This is a genomic window from Priestia sp. SRI_019 (assembly GCF_057586255.1).
In genome coordinates this window covers 32,786-55,149 of the sequence record NZ_JBYCZN010000001.1, presented here as the reverse complement: position 1 = coordinate 55,149, position 22,364 = coordinate 32,786, and the positions used below count along the sequence as shown (strand labels likewise).

23 protein-coding genes, 1 riboswitch and 1 other annotated feature are annotated in these 22,364 nt (G+C 39.8%); of the genes, 10 read left to right on the top strand and 13 right to left on the bottom strand.

Annotated features, from left to right (window positions below):
• Nucleotides 1–25: 25 nt before the first annotated feature.
• Entirely contained in the window at nucleotides 26–1,297 is a 1,272-nt protein-coding gene (locus tag AC2YJL_RS00285) for a BaiN/RdsA family NAD(P)/FAD-dependent oxidoreductase (protein WP_050688644.1), read from the top strand.
• A 4-nt stretch (nucleotides 1,298–1,301) separates the two neighbouring features.
• On the opposite strand, the gene AC2YJL_RS00280 is transcribed toward AC2YJL_RS00285, so the two are convergent.
• The 8 genes from AC2YJL_RS00280 to AC2YJL_RS00245 all read right to left on the bottom strand — a co-directional run bounded on the left by AC2YJL_RS00280 (nucleotide 1,302) and on the right by AC2YJL_RS00245 (nucleotide 8,938).
• Nucleotides 1,302–1,481 carry a sporulation protein Cse60 gene (locus AC2YJL_RS00280; protein ID WP_013059521.1) on the bottom strand — a complete coding sequence of 60 codons (180 nt, stop codon included), beginning with the start codon at nucleotides 1,479–1,481 and terminating at the stop codon, nucleotides 1,302–1,304.
• 455 nt (nucleotides 1,482–1,936) lie between these two features.
• Nucleotides 1,937–2,248, bottom strand: coding sequence for a rhodanese-like domain-containing protein (locus AC2YJL_RS00275; RefSeq protein WP_071270224.1), 312 nt, complete (start codon nucleotides 2,246–2,248; stop codon nucleotides 1,937–1,939).
• A gap of 239 nt (nucleotides 2,249–2,487) precedes the next feature.
• Complete coding sequence (gene leuS / locus AC2YJL_RS00270) at nucleotides 2,488–4,902, bottom strand: leucine--tRNA ligase (RefSeq protein ID WP_251568900.1); 2,415 nt, start codon at nucleotides 4,900–4,902, stop codon at nucleotides 2,488–2,490.
• A 64-nt stretch (nucleotides 4,903–4,966) separates the two neighbouring features.
• Nucleotides 4,967–5,185: a binding site (T-box leader), on the bottom strand.
• Nucleotides 5,186–5,428: 243 nt separating this feature from the next.
• On the bottom strand, nucleotides 5,429–5,617 hold the full coding sequence (locus AC2YJL_RS00265) for a hypothetical protein (RefSeq protein ID WP_251568902.1): 189 nt from the start codon (nucleotides 5,615–5,617) through the stop codon (nucleotides 5,429–5,431).
• A 64-nt stretch (nucleotides 5,618–5,681) separates the two neighbouring features.
• Nucleotides 5,682–7,004: a GntP family permease gene (locus tag AC2YJL_RS00260; RefSeq protein WP_251568903.1), complete on the bottom strand. Its 1,323-nt coding sequence runs from the start codon at nucleotides 7,002–7,004 to the stop codon at nucleotides 5,682–5,684.
• 156 nt (nucleotides 7,005–7,160) lie between these two features.
• The gene (locus AC2YJL_RS00255; RefSeq protein ID WP_050688648.1) at nucleotides 7,161–8,348 is read right to left on the bottom strand and encodes an MDR family MFS transporter; all 1,188 of its coding nucleotides are present in this window, start codon (nucleotides 8,346–8,348) and stop codon (nucleotides 7,161–7,163) included.
• A 158-nt stretch (nucleotides 8,349–8,506) separates the two neighbouring features.
• A complete protein-coding gene (locus tag AC2YJL_RS00250) occupies nucleotides 8,507–8,662 on the bottom strand; it encodes a hypothetical protein (RefSeq protein WP_013059527.1) in 156 nt (51 codons plus the stop codon).
• 12 nt (nucleotides 8,663–8,674) lie between these two features.
• Entirely contained in the window at nucleotides 8,675–8,938 is a 264-nt protein-coding gene (locus tag AC2YJL_RS00245) for a YtzC family protein (RefSeq protein WP_013059528.1), read from the bottom strand.
• A 169-nt stretch (nucleotides 8,939–9,107) separates the two neighbouring features.
• Here AC2YJL_RS00245 and mnmL point away from each other — a divergent pair, with 169 nt between their 5' ends.
• Nucleotides 9,108–10,070 carry a tRNA modification radical SAM protein MnmL/YtqA gene (gene mnmL, locus AC2YJL_RS00240; protein ID WP_230933693.1) on the top strand — a complete coding sequence of 321 codons (963 nt, stop codon included), beginning with the start codon at nucleotides 9,108–9,110 and terminating at the stop codon, nucleotides 10,068–10,070.
• On the top strand, nucleotides 10,067–10,636 hold the full coding sequence (gene mnmM / locus AC2YJL_RS00235; protein WP_050688649.1) for a tRNA 5-(aminomethyl)-2-thiouridylate-methyltransferase MnmM: 570 nt from the start codon (nucleotides 10,067–10,069) through the stop codon (nucleotides 10,634–10,636). The genes mnmL and mnmM overlap by 4 nt, the downstream gene beginning before the upstream one ends.
• A 12-nt stretch (nucleotides 10,637–10,648) precedes the next feature.
• Here mnmM and AC2YJL_RS00230 read toward each other — a convergent pair whose 3' ends face one another.
• On the bottom strand, nucleotides 10,649–11,707 hold the full coding sequence (locus AC2YJL_RS00230) for a tetraprenyl-beta-curcumene synthase family protein (RefSeq protein WP_050688650.1): 1,059 nt from the start codon (nucleotides 11,705–11,707) through the stop codon (nucleotides 10,649–10,651).
• 31 nt (nucleotides 11,708–11,738) lie between these two features.
• Entirely contained in the window at nucleotides 11,739–12,515 is a 777-nt protein-coding gene (locus AC2YJL_RS00225; RefSeq protein ID WP_013059532.1) for an alpha/beta fold hydrolase, read from the bottom strand.
• 108 nt (nucleotides 12,516–12,623) lie between these two features.
• On the opposite strand from AC2YJL_RS00225, the gene AC2YJL_RS00220 reads away from it, so the two are divergent.
• The 3 genes from AC2YJL_RS00220 (at nucleotide 12,624) to AC2YJL_RS00210 (ending at nucleotide 15,031) form a co-directional block, all read left to right on the top strand.
• Complete coding sequence (locus tag AC2YJL_RS00220; protein WP_014457969.1) at nucleotides 12,624–13,151, top strand: gamma carbonic anhydrase; 528 nt, start codon at nucleotides 12,624–12,626, stop codon at nucleotides 13,149–13,151.
• A gap of 191 nt (nucleotides 13,152–13,342) precedes the next feature.
• Nucleotides 13,343–13,867 (top strand): phosphatase PAP2 family protein, encoded by a 525-nt coding sequence (locus tag AC2YJL_RS00215; protein ID WP_251568904.1) that lies wholly within the window; start codon nucleotides 13,343–13,345, stop codon nucleotides 13,865–13,867.
• An 18-nt stretch (nucleotides 13,868–13,885) separates the two neighbouring features.
• Nucleotides 13,886–15,031, top strand: coding sequence for a glycosyltransferase family 4 protein (locus AC2YJL_RS00210; RefSeq protein WP_251568905.1), 1,146 nt, complete (start codon nucleotides 13,886–13,888; stop codon nucleotides 15,029–15,031).
• Nucleotides 15,032–15,063: 32 nt separating this feature from the next.
• Here AC2YJL_RS00210 and metK read toward each other — a convergent pair whose 3' ends face one another.
• Nucleotides 15,064–16,266 carry a methionine adenosyltransferase gene (gene metK, locus AC2YJL_RS00205; protein ID WP_013059536.1) on the bottom strand — a complete coding sequence of 401 codons (1,203 nt, stop codon included), beginning with the start codon at nucleotides 16,264–16,266 and terminating at the stop codon, nucleotides 15,064–15,066.
• 132 nt (nucleotides 16,267–16,398) lie between these two features.
• A riboswitch (SAM riboswitch) is annotated at nucleotides 16,399–16,516 on the bottom strand.
• 374 nt (nucleotides 16,517–16,890) lie between these two features.
• Between metK and pckA the strand changes: the two genes are divergently transcribed.
• Entirely contained in the window at nucleotides 16,891–18,480 is a 1,590-nt protein-coding gene (pckA, locus tag AC2YJL_RS00200) for a phosphoenolpyruvate carboxykinase (ATP) (protein WP_230933695.1), read from the top strand.
• A gap of 34 nt (nucleotides 18,481–18,514) precedes the next feature.
• On the opposite strand, the gene AC2YJL_RS00195 is transcribed toward pckA, so the two are convergent.
• Together AC2YJL_RS00195 and AC2YJL_RS00190 are read right to left on the bottom strand one after the other, a co-directional pair.
• The gene (locus AC2YJL_RS00195; RefSeq protein WP_013085261.1) at nucleotides 18,515–18,757 is read right to left on the bottom strand and encodes a DUF2584 domain-containing protein; all 243 of its coding nucleotides are present in this window, start codon (nucleotides 18,755–18,757) and stop codon (nucleotides 18,515–18,517) included.
• Between the two features lie 54 nt (nucleotides 18,758–18,811).
• Nucleotides 18,812–19,594 (bottom strand): alpha/beta hydrolase family protein, encoded by a 783-nt coding sequence (locus tag AC2YJL_RS00190; protein WP_013059539.1) that lies wholly within the window; start codon nucleotides 19,592–19,594, stop codon nucleotides 18,812–18,814.
• A 172-nt stretch (nucleotides 19,595–19,766) separates the two neighbouring features.
• On the opposite strand from AC2YJL_RS00190, the gene AC2YJL_RS00185 reads away from it, so the two are divergent.
• Genes AC2YJL_RS00185 through AC2YJL_RS00175 form a run of 3 tightly spaced genes read left to right on the top strand, consistent with a single transcriptional unit; the run spans nucleotide 19,767 to nucleotide 22,330 of the window.
• A complete protein-coding gene (locus tag AC2YJL_RS00185) occupies nucleotides 19,767–20,765 on the top strand; it encodes an ABC transporter substrate-binding protein (protein ID WP_028410470.1) in 999 nt (332 codons plus the stop codon).
• A gap of 1 nt (nucleotide 20,766) precedes the next feature.
• Nucleotides 20,767–21,537 carry an ABC transporter ATP-binding protein gene (locus AC2YJL_RS00180; protein WP_230933696.1) on the top strand — a complete coding sequence of 257 codons (771 nt, stop codon included), beginning with the start codon at nucleotides 20,767–20,769 and terminating at the stop codon, nucleotides 21,535–21,537.
• The gene (locus tag AC2YJL_RS00175; RefSeq protein ID WP_230933697.1) at nucleotides 21,524–22,330 is read left to right on the top strand and encodes an ABC transporter permease; all 807 of its coding nucleotides are present in this window, start codon (nucleotides 21,524–21,526) and stop codon (nucleotides 22,328–22,330) included. Before AC2YJL_RS00180 ends, AC2YJL_RS00175 begins: the two co-directional genes overlap by 14 nt.
• The last annotated feature ends 34 nt before the right edge of the window (nucleotides 22,331–22,364 follow it).

Sequence of the window (22,364 nt, the reverse complement as noted above, 5' to 3'; positions counted from 1 at the left end):
TAAGAATAGACAGGTTGGTGAAAGTATGATATATGATGTAGTCGTAATCGGAGGAGGACCTTCTGGTTTGATGGCATCGATTGCAGCTGGTGAGTCAGGTGCAAACGTATTATTAATTGATAAAGGCAATAAACTTGGACGAAAGCTTGCCATTTCTGGAGGCGGACGCTGTAATGTGACAAACCGTCTTCCCATTGATGAACTTATTAAACACATTCCAGGAAACGGGCGCTTTTTATACAGTGCGTTTTCTGTTTTTAATAACGAAGATATCATCTCTTATTTTGAAGGCCTTGGAATTAAATTAAAAGAAGAAGATCACGGCCGTATGTTTCCGGTTAGCAATAAAGCGCAATCTGTTGTTGACGCATTAATTAGCGAACTTCACCGTCTTCGTGTGACGATTCGCACAAACACAGCCGTTAAACGCGTAAACTATGAGAACAACACCGTGAAAGAAGTTGTGCTTCAAAACGGGGAAGCAATCCAAACGAAAAGCGTTGTGATTGCAGTAGGTGGAAAATCAGTACCTCATACAGGTTCGACAGGAGACGGTTATCAATGGGCAAAAGATGCCGGACATAAAATTACTGAGCTTTACCCAACAGAAGTTCCTATTACATCTAGCGAACACTTTATTAAAACCAAAACGCTTCAAGGTCTATCGCTTCGCAATGTAGGACTAAGCGTGCTAAATAAAAAAGGCAAGCCTGTCATTACTCATCAAATGGATATGATTTTCACTCACTTTGGCATCTCTGGCCCTGCCGCTCTTCGCTGCAGCCAATATGTTGTTAAAGAGTTAAAGAAACAAAAAAGCAATACTGTTCAAATGTCTCTTGATTTATTTCCTAGCCAAAACGAAGAAGATATTTTTCAACAATTAGTCAAAACAACAAAAGAAGAGCCGAAAAAAGCAATTAAAAATGTCTTAAAAGGTTTTGTATCTGAACGCTATCTATTGTTTTTACTCGAGCAGACAGGCATTGATAGTCAGGCGCTAGCAGGACAGCTTCAGCATGAGAAACTGAGAGAATTCGCAAGACTGTGCAAGCGATTTGAATTTGCTGTAAACGGCACGCTTTCTTTAGAAAAAGCATTCGTCACAGGAGGCGGCGTATCTGTTAAAGAAATTCACCCAAAAGAAATGTCTTCGAAATTTATGCAAGGCCTTTACTTCTGCGGGGAAATTCTTGATATCCATGGATACACTGGAGGATACAATATCACTTCTGCTCTTGTAACAGGCCGTTTGGCGGGGAGTAATGCAGGAGAATTTGCAACAAGCCTAGCATAATATGCTAGGCTTTATACATAACCATGGCTGAAAAACAGTACACCTGCTCATCACGATCAACATCAACTGTCACTTGGTATTTAATATCAACGACGTCTTCATCCTCTAATTTCCGTAAAAATCGATTCACCGCAAATTCTAAATCTTTTTCATGCTCTTTATCAAACATTTTTACTTGTATCACAGCTTCGACCACCTTGTCCTATCAAATTTGTTTCAATCAGAATGGACTGTTTCTCTTGATGATGGTTTTTGTACTGATTTTCAATCTCTTACTACCTCTATTTTTATGAGGGCTTTTATAGATTTAGTCATCATTTGTTTTCCTGCTATCATTTTAGTCGGATGGCAGAAGTTTCATTCAAAAAAGAGAGTGAGACATAACGAAATGAATCCAATCTAAAGACGAACAAATGAGATACATGAGCTGAACCGCTTGTAATACGGAAGCCGATTTCCGTGCAAGACTTCGCTTTCCGCAGGGTCTCACCTGTTCTGCTTTTCCCGCAGGAGTCTTCCCCTTACCCTCCAATCAACTGCTAGGAGAAACGAAACAAAAAAAATGAACCACTAATCAAACGTGTTGATCAATGGTTCATTTTTCACTTCAGCTAAGATACTTTTGTCCCAGCCTCTTTTTTATTTATTAACCGTTTTTCCTTCCCACTCTAACATACCGCCAACCATATTTGTTACTTTATATCCTTGTTCTTGAAGGTAGTAACATACGTTTTCACTGCGGCGGCCCGAACGGCAAATGAAAATATATTCTTTGTCTTTATCGAAATAATCCACATTAGCTGGAATATCATTCATACGAATGTGTTTAGCAGTTGGAATCATTCCTTCTGCTACTTCTTCATCTTCGCGCACATCAACTAAATGAAGTTCTTCTCCATTTTCAACGCGTTTTTGAAGTTCTTCAGGCGTAATTACTTTTACTTCTTCCATCTTCGTCATTCCTCTCTATTCTTTCATTCAGCTTGCTATCGCTATTGTAGCAAATTCAAATACCTTTATGCCACTAAATAAGAAAAGCTTAAGCAGCAAGATGCCTAAGCTTTTCCAATCGTAGTTAAAGGTTTGACTAAGCACCTGATGTCAAACCCGAAAGGCGGACATCAGGCGCTTAGGTCTAGAACAGAACCCCTGACTGCTCTTTAGTCAGGGGTTCTCTTCTACATCCATACTTAATTAGCTACGATGTTTACTAATTTACCAGGCACAGCAATCACTTTGCGCACTGTCTTACCTTCAATGAACTCTTGAACATCTTCATTAGCCATTGCAATATCTTGAAGCTCTTCACGAGATGCCTCAGCAGGTACATTAACTTTTGCACGTACTTTACCGTTAATTTGAACGACAATTTCCACTTCATCATCTACAAGTTTCGCTTCGTCAAACGCAGGCCAAGCCTCATACGAAATTGTATCTTCGTGACCTAGTTTGCTCCATAATTCCTCAGTCGTATGAGGACAAATTGGTGCTAATAGCTTCACAAATCCTTCTACGTATTGCTTTGGCAGCACGTCAACTTTGTATGCATCATTGATGAATACCATAAGCTGAGAGATACCTGTATTAAAACGGAGGCCTTCGTAATCTTCCGTTACTTTTTTCACCGTTTGGTGATACACGCGTTCAAGCGTAGTGTCATTGCTTTCTTGAACCTTGCTGCTTAATTCACCGTTATCGTTAACAAGTAAGCGCCATACACGATCTAAGAAACGGCGTGCACCATCAAGCCCTTTTGTTGACCAAGCGATTGATGCATCTAAAGGTCCCATAAACATTTCGTAAAGGCGAAGCGTATCTGCACCGTGGCTTTCTACGATTTCGTCTGGGTTTACAACGTTACCTTTTGACTTACTCATTTTTTCGTTGTTTTCTCCAAGAATCATACCTTGGTTAAACAGTTTTTGGAACGGCTCTTTTGTTGGAACTACGCCGATATCATATAAAAACTTATGCCAGAAACGAGCATATAATAAGTGAAGAACAGCGTGTTCAGCTCCACCGATATAAATATCAACCGGTAACCATTCTTTTAATTTATCTGCATCTGCTAACGCTTCACTGTTTGTTGGATCAATGTAGCGTAAGTAATACCAGCAGCTGCCTGCCCATTGAGGCATTGTATTTGTTTCGCGGCGCCCTTTTTTGCCTGTTTCCGGATCTACAACGTTCACCCAGTCATCAATGTTTGCTAACGGAGATTCACCTGTGCCTGACGGTTTGATTTCAGTCGTTTTTGGTAACACAAGCGGAAGCTGATCTTCAGGAACTGCCGTTGTTGTGCCATCTTCCCAGTGAATAACAGGAATTGGTTCACCCCAGTAGCGCTGACGGCTGAATAACCAGTCACGCAGACGGTACGTTACTTGTTTTTCACCTTTTTCATTTGCTTGAAGCCACTGAATCATATTTGAAATTGCTTCTTCTTTATCTAAACCATTTAAGAAGTCTGAATTAACGTGCTCGCCGTCGCCTGTATAAGCTTCTTTTGAAACGTCTCCGCCCGCTACCACTTCTTTAATCGGCAGTTCAAATTTAACCGCAAATTCATAATCACGCTCATCGTGAGCCGGAACAGCCATAATTGCACCGGTGCCATAGCTCATTAGAACATAGTCAGCAATCCAAATTGGCATTCTCTCGCCGTTTACAGGGTTAATTGCATAAGCACCAGTGAATACGCCAGTTTTGTCTTTAGCTAAGTCTGTACGTTCTAAATCGCTTTTGCTTTTAATTTGATCTAAATACGTTTCTACTGCTTCTTTTTGTTCGGCTGTTGTAATTTTTTCTACAAACGGATGTTCAGGTGCTAAAACGGCATACGTTGCCCCAAATAGCGTGTCAGGACGCGTTGTAAACACGGTAAACGTGTCCTCGTATCCATCGATTGTGAAGTGTACGTGAGCTCCTTCAGAGCGGCCAATCCAGTTGCGCTGCATTTCTTTAATACTTTCTGGCCAATCAAGCTCATCTAAATCTTCTAGTAAACGATCTGCATAAGCTGTGATTTTAAGCATCCACTGCTTCATTGGACGACGCTCAACCGGATGTCCCCCACGCTCACTTTTGCCGTCAATAACTTCTTCGTTTGCAAGCACTGTTCCTAAAGCAGGACACCAGTTCACAGCTACTTCATCCACATAAGCTAAGCCCTTTTTATATAGCTGTAAGAAAATCCACTGCGTCCATTTGTAGTAGGTAGGATCCGTTGTATTAATTTCACGCTCCCAATCGTAAGAGAAACCTAACGATTTGATTTGACGACGGAAATTATTAATGTTAAGTTCAGTGAACTCAGCCGGATCATTTCCTGTATCCAATGCGTACTGTTCAGCAGGTAGTCCGAATGCATCCCATCCCATTGGATGAAGTACATTGTATCCTTGCATACGCTTCATACGAGATAAAATATCCGTTGCTGTATAACCTTCTGGATGCCCAACGTGTAAACCCGCTCCAGATGGATAAGGGAACATATCTAATGCGTAAAACTTACGCTTTCCTTCATCTTCCGTTGTTCTAAATGTTTTATTTTCTTCCCAAACTTTTTGCCATTTTTGTTCGATCTTTTCATGATTAAAAGCCATACATAATCCTCCTTGTACGCTCCAGCTGTATTTAATTAAACTAAAAAACCCCTCATCCCTCAAACAAAGGGACGAGAGGTTGAATAAACTTCCCGCGGTACCACCCAAATTAGCACAATTATGTACTCACTCATTTTCCTTAACGCGGATAGACGGCAAATGTTACTTTACTTCACATTTACAACTCCAAGGTGAGTTCATGAACGCTCGTTTGCTGACTCGCACCACCCGTCAGCTCTCTTAGCTCGCTTCGTTCACTACTATTCCTTATCATAGTTTTTACATCATACTACCTTGTATTGTAAATAATATGTTCGTAAACTGCAAGTTGTTCAAGGGATTTTGTAAAAGTTTCTGCACTGCAGCACTGCTTTGTTGCTAAATCCTCTCTTTTATTCTTATATATGAACAACTTCTCCCAAAAACATACATCCACGGCCAAACAAAAAAGGGATTGAGACATAATTAAATCAATCCAATTTAAAAACGAACAAATGGGATAAATGCGCTAGTATGAATTTCTTGGTTACACCGCTGTTGATTTCCGTGCAAGGCTCCTCTTTCCTCTGGCAGCCGATGATCCTCCTCGTTTCTTACACTCATGCGGGGTCTCACCTACAGGAGTCTTTGTCTTGCCCTCCACTCCGCAGCTAGAAGCACCTAAACAAATGAAACCTACGTTCACTATAAACATGAAAAAATCCGAACGATTCATCGTTCGGATCTTCCTTCACCTAAAATACTTTTATCCCAGTCCCTACTTTCTTTAGCTGCTATTATTAAATGCCAAATCCAAAAGAAAACAGGATGATCGCAAGTACAAGACCAACAAGCGGCACAATCACCGTCATTGCTGCAACTGATCCATACGCATCTTTATGAGTTTCTCCGCAAATAGAATTAATTGTTGTTACGACATAACCATTATGAGGCAAGGAATCTAATACTCCAGAGGAAATAGCTACTACGCGATGGAGAGCTTCTGGATTTACACCAGCATCTAGATAGTGAGGCGCTAAAATTGGCAAAGCAATCGCCTGACCTCCTGAAGCCGAACCAGTCATCCCTGCGATAACACTCACGGCAATAGCTCCTCCAATCAACGGACTTCCTGGAATATGCGTCATGGCATCTACAGCCACTCCAAACGCGGGAACAGCCTTAGCAACCCCTCCAAAACCTACGACAGCAGCTGTATTCCCAATAGCAATTAACGCACCCAGCGTTCCTTCTGAAGCTGCATTCCAAAATCCTTTAAAATGCTTTCGATTTACAATGTATGTGACAATGATGCCGCTTAAAAGTGCAACAATCAGCGCAGATTGCTGAAGGGGCTTATGAAGTGCAAAAGAAATAATGAGCACGACCACAAGCGGAAGCAAACTTAATAAAGGATTAGGAAGAGACTGATTTTCCGTTACTACTGGATCTTTCTCGCGTGATATAAAACGCTCCCCATTTTTAACTGCTTTTGAAATCAAGCGCTTTAACCACCAGTAGCCGAATACAGCCATCACTACCGCTACAACTAAACTAACTTCCCATCCTGCATACGGACTAGTCTTTAAATATTCAATTGGAATCCAGTTTTGGATTTCAGGCGACCCAGCCGAGGTCATCGTAAACGTAACCGAACCAAATGCTAAAGCAGCAGGAATAAACCGCCTCGGCAAATCGGCTTGTTTGAATAAGCTTAAAGCCATTGGATAAACAGAGAATGCTACTACAAACAGACTGACTCCTCCGTATGTTAAGACCGCACAGGCAAGTACAATCGCCAATACTGCTCTTTTCATTCCTAGTTTACTGACAATCCAGCGGGAAACACTATCAGCGGCCCCGCTGTCTTCCATTACTTTTCCAAAGACGGCCCCCAATAGAAACATTAAATACCAAGCCGCAATAAATCCTGTGAAACCAGACATGTAATTTCCAACAAAATTTGCTTCTCCTTCTTTCACAAGCTGTGGAAATAAATGCATTCCGCTTGTTAACGCAACAACTAAAGCACTGAGCGGACCTGCTATAAATAAATTCATGCCTCTCATCGTTAATACAATGAGCAGCAATAATCCTCCAATTAATCCAATCATACTAAGCATGTTTAGCCCCCCATGAAGTCATATAATTAGAAAACGCTTACATATTTACAGGTATATACTCCTTTCTTTGCTTGTCACGACCCTTACTATATTATTAAAGGAATACTGAAGACATTCCTACGTTTATTAAGCAGTCAAAAATAAAACCATCTCTATTTATTTAGAGATGGTTAACGAACGCTGACGTTTTTCTTTTAATTTATAATCGTATATCCATGTTGTACACATGCTGAATAGCAATAGCCCAATTAATAAATAGCACAGCGTAGACATATTAAACGCATCGAAAATAACGCCTCCAAAGAGAGGACCAATCATTTTACCTGCAGTAGCCATGCTGTTAACTACACCTTGATAAAATCCTTCTTTTCCAGATGGAGCCAACTGACTTGCAACAGCTGGAATGGCCGGCCAAACGAACATTTCTCCAATTGTTAACACAACCATTGCTGTTAAAAACTGCGGAAATGTTGTAGCATTCACCACGATAACAAAAGAAGCCACAAAAATAACCGTTCCAATTAGGACCTGTACTTTTAACGTTTTTGCTACTTTTTGAATGATGGGTACAATCAAAGGCTGACCGACTACAATTAAAATCCCGTTAATCGTCCAAAGCAAACTGTAGCTGGAAAGAGGTATATTCAGCTCACGCGTATGCGTAGCAATCGTTGTTTGCCACTGAACATACGCCACCCAGCATAAAACATACCCCGTACATAAAATAAGAAGAGCAGTCAGCTTCGTTCTATGCCCAATGCTCCCTGCTTCATTAAGGACATTCGTTTGTCCTACGGTAACCGAAATATGACGATATGAAAAAATAGCAATAAGCAGAAAAATAACGTATAAAATTGTATTAGCTAAGAAAATATACGTAAATGAATAAGACGCTACAATGCCCCCTACCGCGGCGCCAATAGCTACTCCTGCATTTTGAGCAACGTACATCGCATTAAATGCTTTTCTTCCGCCTTGTGGCCAAACGGACCCTGCCATTGCATACATAGACGGAAACACAATACCAGATCCAAACCCTACAACAACCAAGAGAACAACGTATGTAGGCCAACCATGGAAAAACACGAGTCCCACTAATGCAATAAGAGTAATAATAATCCCTGATAAAATGGATTTATATCCTCCAATTTTGTCAAAAAGCGTTCCTCCAAGCAAATTTCCTACTACGCTTGCCGCAGAATTCAGCATAAGAACCACTCCTGCGACGGATAACGACTTTCCTAAATGTTCATTTATATAAATTGTATTGAGAGGCCATAAAAATGAAGCTCCCGTTACGTTTACAAGCATACCAATAATCAAAAACCAAAGTGATTTGGGCATTGATCTCCCCCCTATCTATTCGAATGCCAACGTACATTCTAGTCTTTTCTTAAAGGGTTCGCAATGCTTTTACATATAGACAATTTATTTGAAATTCGCTGACTATTTAAAAAGGTGATTTCACATGACAATATCATGCAAAACCACCTTTTTATCGCTTATTTTTGCTTCGAACGAACCGGCTGTGCACGCTTGCTGTTTCGTGCTTTTAATTCTTTTACCGGATCAAAATCTTTTCCTAGCTCAATGTCATTGCTGTTGATCCCGTTTTTTGTTTTTTGTTCCGGATTATTTTGATTTGAACGCGTTGCCATAAAATCCTCTCCTTAATGCTGAGTTGTGATCAATTTATTTTGCAGCTGCTGAACTTGCAGGCGCATGCGATATAGCTGCTCTCTTTGCTGTGCATTTGCACTGTGAGAAAACTCTTCAATTTCTTTATAAGCATTTTCTAATTTTTCCTGTGCTTTTGTATATTCAGTGTCGTTATAATGTTCTTGCTTCATGCCTTCCTGCAACTGACCTTGTCCAAAGCGAATAGCATCTTCACACTGTTGCATAAGTTGATCCACTGCTTGACGAGTTGTCATTCTCTATTCCTCCTATTCGTTCATTTCTGTCTTATATTGCGCAACTTTACTTCCCTTTACGACAAGAAGAACCTGTTAAATATAAGCATCCTTAAATTTGTTTGGCACTTTTTCACGTTTTTGATACAATTTGTTGATGTATATTGCATGTAAAAAGGAGGTTGCTGATTTGAGTCAGACAAACCCATTTCCGTATAAATCTGAAAACAAACGTTATCACACCTGGAATTACCACTTACGTAACCACTTTGGCCATAAGGTATTTAAAGTAGCCTTAGATGGAGGATTTGATTGTCCAAACAGAGACGGCACGGTAGCTCACGGCGGCTGTACGTTTTGCAGTGCTGCCGGCTCAGGGGATTTTGCCGGAAACAGAGCGGATGACCTCGTGACACAATTTAATGAAATCCGTGAAAAAATGCATCATAAATGGAAAGACGGAAAATACGTTGCTTACTTTCAAGCATTTACTAATACTCATGCTCCTGTCGAGGAGCTTCGTGAAAAATATGAAGCCGTCTTAAAGCTTCCCGGAGTTGTTGGGCTTTCTATCGCCACGCGCCCTGACTGTCTCCCCGACGATGTGGTGGAATACTTGGCTGAATTAAATGAACGAACTTATCTATGGGTAGAACTTGGACTGCAAACTGTGCATGAACGAACTTCACTGCTTATTAACCGGGCACACGATCATCAACGCTATGTAGATGGGGTAGCAAAGCTTCGAAAACACGGTATTCGCGTTTGTTCTCACATCATTAATGGTTTGCCTTTAGAAACACCTGATATGATGATGGAAACCGTACGTGAAGTAGCAAAATTAGACGTTCAAGGAATTAAGATTCATCTGCTTCATTTGCTAAAAGGAACTCCTATGGTCAAACAGTATGAAAAGGGCCTTGTTGAATTTCTTTCATTTGAAGAATACGTAAAGCTTGTATGCGATCAGCTCGAAGTAATCCCTCCTGAGATGATTGTTCATCGTATTACAGGCGATGGACCGATAGACCTCATGGTTGGACCGATGTGGAGCGTAAATAAGTGGAGCGTATTAAATGCCATTGACCAAGAGCTCCAACGTCGCCAAAGCTATCAAGGAAAATATTACGAAAAAGAGTTGATGGAAAGATGAAAATAGAACGTATCCTGCCTTTTGCCCGCAAATTGCTCACTAATGCTGTGGCCCAAGGAGATGTCGCGATTGATGCCACAGCAGGAAATGGACATGATACATTGTTCTTAGCTAACTTAGTCGGAGATACAGGTCATGTATATGCATTTGATATTCAACCTCAAGCCATTCAAGCAACTCAGCAGCGATTGACCGAACACCATGTAGAAAACAGAGTAACACTTATCCAAGAAAGCCACAGCAATATAAACATGCTTCCTCGTTCTATTAAAGGACGAGTCACGGGCGCTGTCTTTAATTTAGGTTATTTACCAGGTGGAGATAAAGACATTGTCACCACTTCTGAAACAACAATCTCTGCAATTGAGCAGTTACTTGATTTACTAGCACCTGAAGGAGTGATTGTGCTCGTTATTTATCATGGACACGAACAAGGGAAACAAGAAAGAGACGATTTACTAACATATGTCCAAAATCTTGATCAAAAAGACGTTCACGTTTTACAATATCGTTTCATGAATCAGCAAAACAACCCTCCCTTCATCATTGCTATTGAAAAAAGATAAGCCGCATATGGCTTATCTTTTTAACATTCGGTACAAGCGTCCGTTGATATAGAAAAAGTAGCTGAGGGCTCCCCCCGCTTTTATTAACCTACGTGCATTCACATGAACATGTTTTTGTGCACGCACTTTTTGATCCGACAAATAAACGCCCAAGAGTCCTTTATAGATAAAGCAGTGAAAGTGATAATCGGGCAGTTTTTTAGCATATTCGTCCGCTTTTACGACAAAATGCAAAAAGCGATCCATCATTTGCTGATAATGAGGATAATAAAAACAAAAGTTCAAATCTCCTCCTGCTTTATCTTCTTCTTGGTCAATTAAATAATCGAGTAAAATATGTAAGCCTTGAATATAAGGAAAATATCCTGCTTTTATTTTCTGCGTCATTTCTTCGGTCATCTCTTCTTGAAAGCTATAAGCAACTAAACAAAAAATGCCTAACGTTGAACCAGAGCACGCTGAAAATTCATACCACTCCATTTCAGGAACACTGTGCCGGTGAGCATCGAACCAATTCTCTAATCGTGGAACTCTTTCCTTGATTTCAACATGCTTATGTATTTGCAAATCACAATAATAATTAGCTAGTTCTAATAAATGTGAAGAGACTATATGGTAATTACAAGCTTTTCGCAAGGACTGCTGACAAGTCTGGACAAGTCCGGCTAAGTATCCTCCGTCGTCTTTATCCGTTCGAAAACGATAGTAATCCCCAAGAGGTGCATGAGGATTCAACGCATCTGGCATTGATTCATGTAAGGCGGCAAAATCTTTAGGGTCAAGCGAATTGCTGCGGTCACATAAGTTATCTAAGTAATCGCTGATTGTTTGGTAGGCAACAATAAATTTCACGCATTCAATCATATTTTCTTTCGCTAAAATCGATAGGATACCGCCCCCTTCACAATGAAAAGTTTTTGTATCGATACTTGCCAATGCTTGAGTACGCAATTCTTTATTAGGAATCTCTTTTGCTCGTCCGCGCCAATAATTAAGCTCATGATGAACGACAGGAAACACTTCTCGATAAATTTTTCTCATTAAGGAAATAGGATGAGACGGAATCTTCATTTATTTTCACCTCAATTTCTTACCGCACTTATTAAATGTGAAGATCGACAAAACTTTTTGCATATGTAAAAACGTATTCTCTTTCAGGCTCATTAAAGATTTCATGATACAGCTGAGACCATTCTTTGTAGATTTTTTCACTTAGCTCTATTTCATCAAACCACTGCCTAACAATCAGCTTTTCAATAATTTTATCTTCTCCTGCCTGCATCACAAGAAGCGGGACATCAGGCAAACGATCAATATCTTTAAAAGCTAAGTTGACAGCTTGGATCAATTCCCGGTACCATCTTACAGAAACTTTTGTAACATACAGTGAGTCATTTTCATCTTCATCTCGAACTTCTTGGTTTCTTGTTGCTTTTTCAACAGTGAGACCTAAATCGAAAAGTTTGTTCGGCATGACTTTATTTAACCCTTTAGATAGCATATCTAAATAAGCCGGTACTTGCTCTTTTAATCCTAGACAAGGAGAGGAAAGAATCGCACCCCATATAGGGAGGTTTTTTGTCTGGAGCGTACGAATAACCGCCAGCCCTCCCATACTGTGACCTAACAGGAAAATAGGCAAATCATATTTTTGCGCTTCACGTACCCATTCTTCCACTTCATACACATATTCATCAAAGGATAGGATATGTCCTCTTCTTCTTGTTGTTAAGCCTTGGCCAGGAAGGTCTCCCATAATTACGTGCATTCCAACCGAACGCCACATCTCAATCAGCCAGCGATAGCGTCCGTGATGCTCCGCTGCTCCATGGACCATGACAATAACGCCTTTTGGATTTACTGCTTCCCATTTATGCATTTGAGTTACTCCTTCTTCCTTTTTTTTGTTTACCTGCTTAAAAAACCTTTGTACACTTACATTAGAAGATTTACTACTTTTTTTCAACTAATAAAGGGAGATGATTTGATGATTTATCCGTATAAAGAAAAAATGCCTACCATTGCACCCAGCTGCTTCATCGCAGACTATGTCACGATTACTGGAGATGTCACCATTGGTGAAGAAAGCAGCATTTGGTTTAACACTGTTATTAGGGGAGATGTTTCACCTACGATTATTGGTAAACGAGTAAATATACAAGATCAATCAACACTCCACCAAAGCCCAAATGCTCCTTTGCTTATTGAGGATGATGTAACAGTAGGACATCAAGTTATTTTACATAGCTCCATCATCCGCAAACGCGCGCTCATTGGCATGGGTTCTATTATTTTAGACGGTGCGGAAATTGGTGAAGGTGCTTTTATCGGTGCTGGAAGCTTAGTGCCTCCCGGTAAAAAAATACCGCCTAATACTCTCGCACTCGGCCGACCTGCTAAAGTGATCCGCACTCTGACAGAAGAGGATTTAAAAGATATGCAGCGCATTCGTACAGAATATGTAGAAAAAGGGCAGTATTATAAGTCTATTAAGAAATCTGATTCTTCATTATAAAGGAAACGTTCCCTCAGAAAGTCATACTGAGGGAATTTTTTTAGTATCTCCACAAACTCTCCAATCATGTTCTATTCTCTCCACAATTGTAAAGAAATTTCCATATTAATTTACATCGTTTTAGTACTGCCTCCACAATTAAAGATTAAACTGAATAATAAAGACGTATTTATTGAAAAGGGAGCGACTCTATGAAAGCCAAGTTAATTCAGTATGTATACGATGCCGAATGCCGATTATTCAAAAGCGTAAACCAACATTTTGATCGAAAGCACTTAAATAGATTTTTACGTTTACTCACTCACGCCGGCGGAGCCACGTTTACCATTGTGATAGCGTGCTTGCTGTTATTTCTGCATCCTTCATCTGTCGCTTACGCTTGTGCGTTTTCTCTAGCCGTTAGTCATATTCCTGTGACCATTGCTAAAAAACTATATCCGAGAAAACGACCTTATATTCAATTAAAACATACAAAAGTATTAGAAAATCCATTAAAAGATCATTCATTTCCATCTGGGCATACAACAGCTATTTTTTCGTTGGTTACCCCTCTTATGATTGTTTATCCAGCCTTCGCTGCTGTTCTTTTGCCTCTTGCAGTAACGGTAGGAATTTCAAGAATTTATCTCGGTCTGCACTATCCGACGGATGTCATGGTAGGCCTGATACTGGGCATCTTTTCAGGTGCTGTTTCACTGAACATATTTTTAACTTAATTGATAGGAGGAGTACTAATGAGAATTGCTTTATTTACGGATACATTTGCTCCAGAAGTTAACGGAGCTGCTAAAACACTTTATCAGTTTACTCAGTACGTCAAATCAAAGCAAATTCCCATCCAGGTATTTGCTCCTGAATTTGCTCATGATCAGTCATTTTCAACGTATGTTCACCGTTCGCCCAGCATGCCGTTTTTTCTTTATCCAAACAGCCGCTTTTCATTGCCAAACGTTCTAAAAATTAAAAAGCAGCTGCAGGAATTCAATCCTTCTATTATTCATTTGGCCACTCCTTTTACAATGGGGCTTTGCGGCTCCTATTACGGGAAAAGATTAGGTGTCCCTCTTGTCGGCTCTTATCATACCAATTTTGATGATTATTTATCTCACTATGAACTTGAAAAAATGCGTGTACCACTGCAAAAATATATGAAATGGTTTTATAAACCTGTACAAAAAATATTCGCTCCCTCTGAAGTGACCAAACAGCAGCTAGAAGAACAAGGGTTTCACAACGTAGCTATTTGGTCGCGAGGAGTAAATCATAAATTATTTCATCCCCACTATGACCGCTTTGATATTCGCATTAAATATAATATTAAAAAGCCCTACATTTTAACGTATGTAGGAAGATTAGCTAAAGAAAAGAACGCTGATTTTTTAATAAAAATCGCACGATCTCTACCGGATCATATCCGGCATCAAATTCACTGGGTTATTGTGGGAGACGGCCCTTTAAAAGAACAAATGCAGCAGCAAGCATCTGAGCATATGACATTTACAGGCTTTCTTGAAGGTAAGCAACTTGCTCATATCTATTCATCATCTGATTTGTTTGTTTTTCCTTCAGAAACAGAAACCTTCGGAAATGTTGTACTGGAGTCTCTTGCTTCTGGAACTCCTGTAGTGGCAGCAAAGGCAGGAGGAGTTAAACAGATGGTTCAGCATGGGCGAAACGGCTACCTTTGCAAACCTCACTCCTTAGAAGAATTCAGTTCGGCTATTACAGATTTACTCGATGATTTGCATCAGCGGCTTCACTTTGGCCATGCAGCGAGACAATACGCTCTTACTCAATCATGGGACGCCATTTTTCAGCATTTGCTTTCAGAATATGAAGGTGTCGTAGAAAAATCTGCTGCAGGTATTCAATGGGCATAAAAAAAATCTCCGTTTTCACGGAGATTTTTTTATTATTTAGCTAAAGCTTGAGTTTTTAATGCTTCCGCTTTGTCTGTGAACTCCCAAGGAAGCTCCACATCCGTACGACCAAAGTGGCCGTAAGCTGCTGTTTGCTTATAAATTGGGCGACGTAAATCAAGCATTTTAATGATGCCTGCTGGACGTAGGTCAAAGTTTTTGCGTACTACGTCTACTAGTACTTCTTCAGAAACTTTTCCTGTACCGAATGTATCAATTGAAATAGATACTGGTTGTGCAACACCAATTGCATATGCTAGTTGTACTTCACATTTATCAGCAAGATCAGCTGCTACAATGTTTTTCGCAACATAACGAGCTGCATAAGCTGCTGAACGGTCTACTTTTGTTGCGTCCTTACCAGAGAATGCACCGCCGCCGTGACGAGCATATCCGCCGTAAGTATCAACGATAATTTTACGACCAGTTAAACCAGCATCTCCTTGAGGACCGCCGATTACGAAGCGTCCTGTTGGGTTAATGAAATACTTTGTATTTTCATCAATTAACTCGTTTGGAACAACTGGATTAATAACATATTCTTTTAAGTTACGTTGAATTTGCTCTAACGTTACTTCTGGGTGATGCTGAGTGGAAATAACAATTGTATCGATGCGAACAGGTTTGTTGTTTTCATCATATTCAACTGTTACTTGTGTTTTACCATCCGGGCGAAGGTAAGGAAGAATTTCTTCTTTACGTACTTCTGTTAGACGGCGAGCAAGTTTATGAGCTAATGAAATTGGAAGAGGCATTAGTTCTTTTGTTTCGTTACATGCATAACCAAACATTAACCCTTGGTCTCCAGCTCCGATTGCTTCGATTTCTTCATCTGACATTTGACCTTCACGTGCTTCTAACGCTTGGTCTACACCAGCAGCGATATCAGCTGACTGCTCGTCGATAGATGTTAATACTGCACAAGTTTCAGCATCAAATCCATATTTTGCACGAGTATAGCCAATTCCTTTAATTGTTTCACGAACTGTTTTAGGAATATCCACGTAAGTAGAAGTTGTAATTTCACCACTTACTAAAACTAAACCAGTTGTTACGCTTGTTTCACAAGCAACACGAGCATTTGGATCCTTTGCTAGGATAGCATCAAGAATTGAGTCAGAAATTTGGTCACAAATTTTATCGGGATGTCCCTCTGTAACAGATTCTGACGTGAACAGACGACGTTGTGTTGACATCAGTTTTCCTCCTTATAAATACGATACATTGTGATACGGTACTCATTCCCTTATTTTCATTACACGTTAAAAAATATAAAAAAACCTTTCCTTGTATCGAGGAAAGGTATCAAATTCTACATAAGCCTTTCACTCTTATCGATCAAGGTTGTGCCCTTGCATCAGGTTAGCACCTTATCGTCTACACAAAAAAATGACGATGGTTGCTGGGTTTCATAGGGCCTGTCCCTCCACCAGCTCGGGATAAGAGAGTATCCGTTCAAGGACATATAATACATGAAAAAGCGCTTCACTGTCAACAACATTCAAATGGAAATCATCTCTTTATGTTTGAATCTGTTTTAATGTAACATACTCAAATTCTGAAATAGTACATCTTATTAAGAATTATCACTAAGTTTAGTTAATAAGACAGATCAAAATAAGGCTTTCATTTAAAACAGCTTCACTTTTTTCGCTTCTAGCACATATACATGTGTCTAAAATAGGTATAACGTACATTTTTTTATAATACACAAACATTTTTAGTTAAATAGTATAGAATAATTAAATAAATGTGTTATACTAATTATAAATTTCAAACATTAATGAATAAATAATAGCTAAAAAAGGAAGGTAGTGCACATGAGTACTGTTGATATGTCTATCGAATTAAATGGTTTGCTTCAATTAAAAACAACAAAACACCAATTATCTGTTCCACAACTTGTTGAAAAAATTCTAGCTCGACGCGAAGGAACGCTGACTTCTACAGGTGCTGTGTCAGTCGAAACCGGAAAATATACAGGTCGCTCTCCTTTAGATAAATTTATTGTAAGCGATGCTGTGTCTTCAAAAACGGTTGAATGGGGACCTGTCAATCAGCCAATTTCTGCTCAGCGATTCGATGCGCTATACAAAAAAGTCTTAACCCACTTAAAGAAGCAGGATGAACTTTTTGTTTTTAATGGATATGCTGGAGCTGATAAAAAGTATCAGTTACCAATTCAAGTAGTTAATGAATTTGCATGGCACAACCTATTCGCTCAGCAGTTATTCATTCGCCCTTCAGCCGAACAAAAAACAAATGATGATGTGAAGCCGTTTACAATTGTAGCAGCTCCAACGTTCAAAGCTGATCCTGAAACAGACGGGACGAACTCTGAAACCTTCATTATTCTTTCGTTAGAGCGACGTATTGTGCTAATTGGAGGAACTGAATACGCTGGTGAAATGAAAAAATCTATTTTCTCAGTGATGAACTTCTTGCTTCCTCAAAACAATATTCTATCCATGCACTGTTCTGCTAACGTAGGAGAAGAAGGTGACGTTGCATTATTCTTTGGTTTATCTGGAACGGGTAAAACAACGCTTTCTGCTGATGCAAACCGTCGTTTAATCGGAGATGACGAGCACGGTTGGTCAAGCTCTGGTGTATTTAATATTGAAGGAGGATGCTACGCGAAGTGCATTCAGCTTTCCGAAGAAAAAGAACCGCAAATCTTCAATGCAATTCGCTTCGGCGCCGTACTGGAAAATGTAGTGTTAAATCAAAATACGAAAGTAGCAGATTACAATGATAATAGTTTAACAGAGAATACTCGTGCCGCTTATTCAATTGACTCTATTGATAATATAGTATTGCCAAGCGTTGCTGGGCACCCTACAGCTATTGTCTTTTTAACTGCCGATGCTTTCGGGGTCTTGCCTCCAATCAGCAAGCTTACAAAAGAACAAGCGATGTACCATTTTCTGAGCGGATACACTAGTAAGTTAGCTGGAACAGAGCGCGGCGTAACATCGCCACAGGCTACTTTCTCTACATGCTTTGGTGAGCCTTTCTTGCCTCTTGCTCCAACAACTTACGCAGAAATGCTAGGAAAGAAAATCGATGAACATAATGTAAATGTCTACCTTGTAAATACTGGATGGACCGGTGGTGAATACGGCATCGGCGAACGAATGAAGTTAAGTTACACTCGAGCTATGGTTCAAGCAGCCCTTGAAGGAGAACTAGCTAATACCGAAACAGTAACAGACGCTATTTTTGGTTTATCGATTCCAACTCATGTTCCGGGAGTTCCTGATGAAGTGCTTCAGCCTTCTAAAGCATGGAACGATGCAACAGCTTATAATCAAAAAGCAACTGAGCTTGCTGCTAAATTCAAAGCGAACTTCAAGCGTTTTAATGATGTGGCATCTGATATTTCCACATTAGGAGGACCTAGGGTCTAATAAAAAACCGATCGTCTTAGAGACGATCGGTTTTTTAGTTAGTCGAATGTAATTTTGTCAGTTCATATGTGACAATGGTTTTTTCCTGTTCCATTTCTACCTTACGCACAACAGCAGTTCCAATACATTCTCCAGTTTTCGTTTTGTGAATGTTTAATGGAATATCTAACGGATACAAGCGATATCCTTTTTTCTCAATTTGAAAAATGTTATCCGTTACACGCTTTTCGTTGCCTTTTGTCACAATCATTGTATTTAATTCTAGCGGCATCCCCATTTTTTCTCACTCCTCACTGTTATTCTACTTGTTTTCTCTATCGTAGCATATCTTTTATTGCGCTTTCATCCACTTCGTTAACTTCTTCACCGTTTCTCGGTTTTCTTTTGGTGGAAAAGCATGTGGAAAGTTTTCGAAGTACCAGCTGGTAACTTTTTTATTGGACTTCTTTAGTTTAGATTCGAGCTGATAGGAATGATCAATCGACACGTTTTTATCTTCTAAACCATGAATAAGCAAGACCGGCGGCTCGACGAGATGAGCACGGTGCAAAGGTGTCCTCCATTCGTATCTTTCAGGATATTTAGAAGGAGTTCCTCCAATCACCCGCTTCATCATTCTTCTTAAATCTTCTCTTTCTTCATATGTCAGCACCATATCCGTGACGCCTCCCCATAACACAAGAGAGCGGCTGTCGTTTTTTTCAATGGCTGTGAGTAAAGCCATCACTCCCCCTCTTGAAAACCCAAAAATATGAATGCGGTCATGGTAGACGTTGGGGAGCTGTTTCAGTAAATCGTAAGCAGCAAAAGCATCGTAACGATCATCTCCTGCAAAATCTTCGTTTCCTTCGCCTCCTTGATTTCCCCTATAGAACGGAGCCATCACAATAAAACCTTGAGAAGCAAATTGAATGAGTCGAGCAGGACGAACCGTTCCTACGTTCTTAATACCTCCTCTTAAGTATAAAAAGCCGTCATACATTCCTTTTTCTTTTGGCTCTGCGAGCATTCCTTTAATCTTAAGCCCTTGACATGCATATGTAATCACCCACAGCGCCACACGAGGGTTTGATGATGGGAAACGCTGTTTATGAAGAATTGTTCCATCTTTCATTTTTTTCCTCCATTCTTTATATAACTAGCCTGCTTTCTCCCGCTAAGGTGTACTTTCAATTGTTGGCTAATACTTCTTTGATTTTACACATAGTTATATAGGCACTCACCTTCTTCTACTTTCTTACATACATTATCATAAAATATTTTATTCTTTTAAGGAGGTTTGCTTTATGAAACCAATCAAATGGCTTTTTTCTTTGCTTGCTATTATGATTTTACTCATTCCACTAATTAGCTGCAGCAAAACAACATCTGTACAAACGGTTCGTGTCGGCGAAGTAACTCGCTCTATCTTTTATGCTCCCCAGTACGTTGCTATTTCAAAAGGCTTTTTTGAAGAAGAAGGACTAAAAGTAGATTTAAAAACAACGTGGGGCGGAGATAAGACAATGACGTCACTTTTATCTGACGGCATCGACGTCGCCTTAGTCGGCTCGGAAACTTCAATCTACGTATATGCACAGGGGTCTAGTGATCCCGTCATCAACTTTGCACAACTAACCCAAACCGACGGAACATTTCTAGTAGCGCGTAAAAAAGTCGATCACTTCTCATGGGATCAGCTTAAAGGCAAAACGTTTCTTGGTCAACGTAAAGGCGGTATGCCGCAAATGGTAGGGGAATATGTGTTGAAACAGCATAATATTGATCCTAAAAAAGATGTAAAACTCGTTCAAAACATTGATTTTGCTAACGTTGCGAATGCTTTTGCTTCTGGTACTGGAGATTACGTTCAATTATTTGAGCCAACGGCTAGTATTTTAGAGCAACAAGGAAAAGGACATATCGTTGCTTCCTTCGGAAAAGAATCAGGAACAGTTCCTTATACAACATTTATGGCCAAAGAAAGCTATTTAAAAAATAATCCTGAAGCGGCAGCTAAATTTACTCGAGCTATTTACAAAGCACAAAAATGGGTGAATACACATAGCTCAGATGAAATTGCTGAAGTGGTTGCACCGTATTTTGAAGATACACCTAAAGACACGCTAAAAACCGTGATTGACCGCTATAAATCCCAAAAATCTTTTGCAACCAACCCTTTATTAGATCAAAAAGAGTGGGATCATTTACAAAAGATCATGGATGAATCTGGAGAACTTCCAAGACACATCGATCACAACAAGCTCGTCAACACAAAATTCGCAAAAGATGCAATGAGTGAGTAATATGACAAAACTTCACATTCAAGATGTTCAGCATATGTATCTTACGACAAAGTCTGCTACCACTGCACTTGAACATATTAATTTGTCTATTGAAGAAGGAGAATTTGTTTCCTTTCTCGGCCCAAGCGGATGTGGAAAAACGACGCTTCTATCGATTATTGCAGGCTTGATTGAACCAACGTTCGGCTCTGTCACAATAGACGGTGAAAATATCGGAACATCAGTCCCAAACATCGGTTATATGCTTCAACAAGATTATTTGTTTCCGTGGAAAACCATTAAAGAAAATATTTTACTTGGTCTTGAAATTCGCGGACAGCTAACAGATAAAACAGAGAGTAAAGCACTGTTACTCCTAAAAGAAATTGGTCTACAAGGCGTAGATGACCTATATCCACACCAGTTATCCGGAGGCATGAGACAACGCGTCGCTTTAGTCCGAACACTTGCCATTGACCCCGCTATTTTACTCTTGGATGAACCTTTTTCAGCACTTGATTTTCAAACAAAACTCAAGCTTGAAGAACTTGTCTCCAAAACGCTGATGACTTATCAAAAAACGGCTGTTTTGGTCACGCACGATATCGGCGAAGCCATTGCTATGAGCAGCCGAATCTTTTTATTCTCAGCCAAGCCGGGAAAAATCGCAAAAACATTCACGGTTCCTTCTATTTTACGAACCCTTTCTCCGTTTGAAGCACGACAGCATCCTGTCTATAACGATTTATTTATGGACATATGGAAGGAGCTTGATCAACTTGAAACCCACTAGTTCCCTAGATACTCTTCACGAAAGCTACCTTCGCAAGGTTCGGGGCGAAAAACGATTAGTACTGAGCGTACAGCTGGTCATTTTCTTAGCCTTTTTTAGCTTCTGGGAACTGGCTTCTCGTTTAAAGTGGATTGACCCTTTAATTTTCAGTTCCCCTACTAAAGTATGGCATTTATTTTTAATTAAACTTGCCGACGGCTCGCTGGCAGAACATATTGGTTTTACATTATTTGAAACGGTTCTTGGCTTCATTCTAGGCACATTACTAGGTATTTTACTTGCAACGGCCCTTTGGTATTCAACTAGGCTTGCCCATATATTAGATCCTTACCTCGTTATTTTAAACGCCATGCCTAAAGTAGCGCTGGGCCCTATTTTAATTGTAGCAATCGGGCCAGGGTTTTTCTCAATTTTAACGATGGGAGCGATCATATCCGTTATCATTACATCCATCGTCGTTTACACAGCCTTTAAAGAAGTTGATCCAAACTATATTAAATTACTAAAAAGCTTCGGGGCAACAAAAACCCGCTGTTTTAAAGAAGCAATTCTTCCAGCTTCCATGCCTGCCATTATTTCCACATTTAAAGTAAATGTCGGCTTATCTTGGGTAGGCGTCATCGTAGGAGAATTTTTAGTTTCTTCGAAAGGGCTTGGATATATGATTATTTATGGTTTCCAAGTCTTCAACTTTACCCTTGTTCTTCTCAGCTTATTATTAATTGCCATTTTCGCTACGATTATGTACCAAGGCGTTGCTTATTTAGAAAAGAAATTGATCCGACGCTCATAAAAAATCCCCCCGTACAAACGGGGGGATTTTTATT

Bases quoted from the DNA above. Each gene is read 5' to 3' on its own strand.
- AC2YJL_RS00285 (WP_050688644.1), top strand. From the start codon at position 26: ATGATATATGATGTAGTCGTAATCGGAGGAGGACCTTCTGGTTTGATG.
- AC2YJL_RS00215 (WP_251568904.1), top strand. From the start codon at position 13,343: ATGAAAGCCAAGTTAATTCAGTATGTATACGATGCCGAATGCCGATTA.
- AC2YJL_RS00220 (WP_014457969.1), top strand. From the start codon at position 12,624: ATGATTTATCCGTATAAAGAAAAAATGCCTACCATTGCACCCAGCTGC.
- leuS (WP_251568900.1), bottom strand. From the start codon at position 4,902: ATGGCTTTTAATCATGAAAAGATCGAACAAAAATGGCAAAAAGTTTGG.
- AC2YJL_RS00185 (WP_028410470.1), top strand. From the start codon at position 19,767: ATGAAACCAATCAAATGGCTTTTTTCTTTGCTTGCTATTATGATTTTA.
- pckA (WP_230933695.1), top strand. From the start codon at position 16,891: ATGAGTACTGTTGATATGTCTATCGAATTAAATGGTTTGCTTCAATTA.
- AC2YJL_RS00250 (WP_013059527.1), bottom strand. From the start codon at position 8,662: ATGGCAACGCGTTCAAATCAAAATAATCCGGAACAAAAAACAAAAAAC.
- AC2YJL_RS00230 (WP_050688650.1), bottom strand. From the start codon at position 11,707: ATGAAGATTCCGTCTCATCCTATTTCCTTAATGAGAAAAATTTATCGA.
- AC2YJL_RS00225 (WP_013059532.1), bottom strand. From the start codon at position 12,515: ATGCATAAATGGGAAGCAGTAAATCCAAAAGGCGTTATTGTCATGGTC.
- AC2YJL_RS00260 (WP_251568903.1), bottom strand. From the start codon at position 7,004: ATGCTTAGTATGATTGGATTAATTGGAGGATTATTGCTGCTCATTGTA.
- AC2YJL_RS00195 (WP_013085261.1), bottom strand. From the start codon at position 18,757: ATGGGGATGCCGCTAGAATTAAATACAATGATTGTGACAAAAGGCAAC.
- AC2YJL_RS00210 (WP_251568905.1), top strand. From the start codon at position 13,886: ATGAGAATTGCTTTATTTACGGATACATTTGCTCCAGAAGTTAACGGA.
- AC2YJL_RS00255 (WP_050688648.1), bottom strand. From the start codon at position 8,348: ATGCCCAAATCACTTTGGTTTTTGATTATTGGTATGCTTGTAAACGTA.
- mnmM (WP_050688649.1), top strand. From the start codon at position 10,067: ATGAAAATAGAACGTATCCTGCCTTTTGCCCGCAAATTGCTCACTAAT.
- AC2YJL_RS00265 (WP_251568902.1), bottom strand. From the start codon at position 5,617: ATGAATCGTTCGGATTTTTTCATGTTTATAGTGAACGTAGGTTTCATT.
- AC2YJL_RS00275 (WP_071270224.1), bottom strand. From the start codon at position 2,248: ATGGAAGAAGTAAAAGTAATTACGCCTGAAGAACTTCAAAAACGCGTT.
- metK (WP_013059536.1), bottom strand. From the start codon at position 16,266: ATGTCAACACAACGTCGTCTGTTCACGTCAGAATCTGTTACAGAGGGA.
- AC2YJL_RS00180 (WP_230933696.1), top strand. From the start codon at position 20,767: ATGACAAAACTTCACATTCAAGATGTTCAGCATATGTATCTTACGACA.
- AC2YJL_RS00245 (WP_013059528.1), bottom strand. From the start codon at position 8,938: ATGACAACTCGTCAAGCAGTGGATCAACTTATGCAACAGTGTGAAGAT.
- AC2YJL_RS00190 (WP_013059539.1), bottom strand. From the start codon at position 19,594: ATGAAAGATGGAACAATTCTTCATAAACAGCGTTTCCCATCATCAAAC.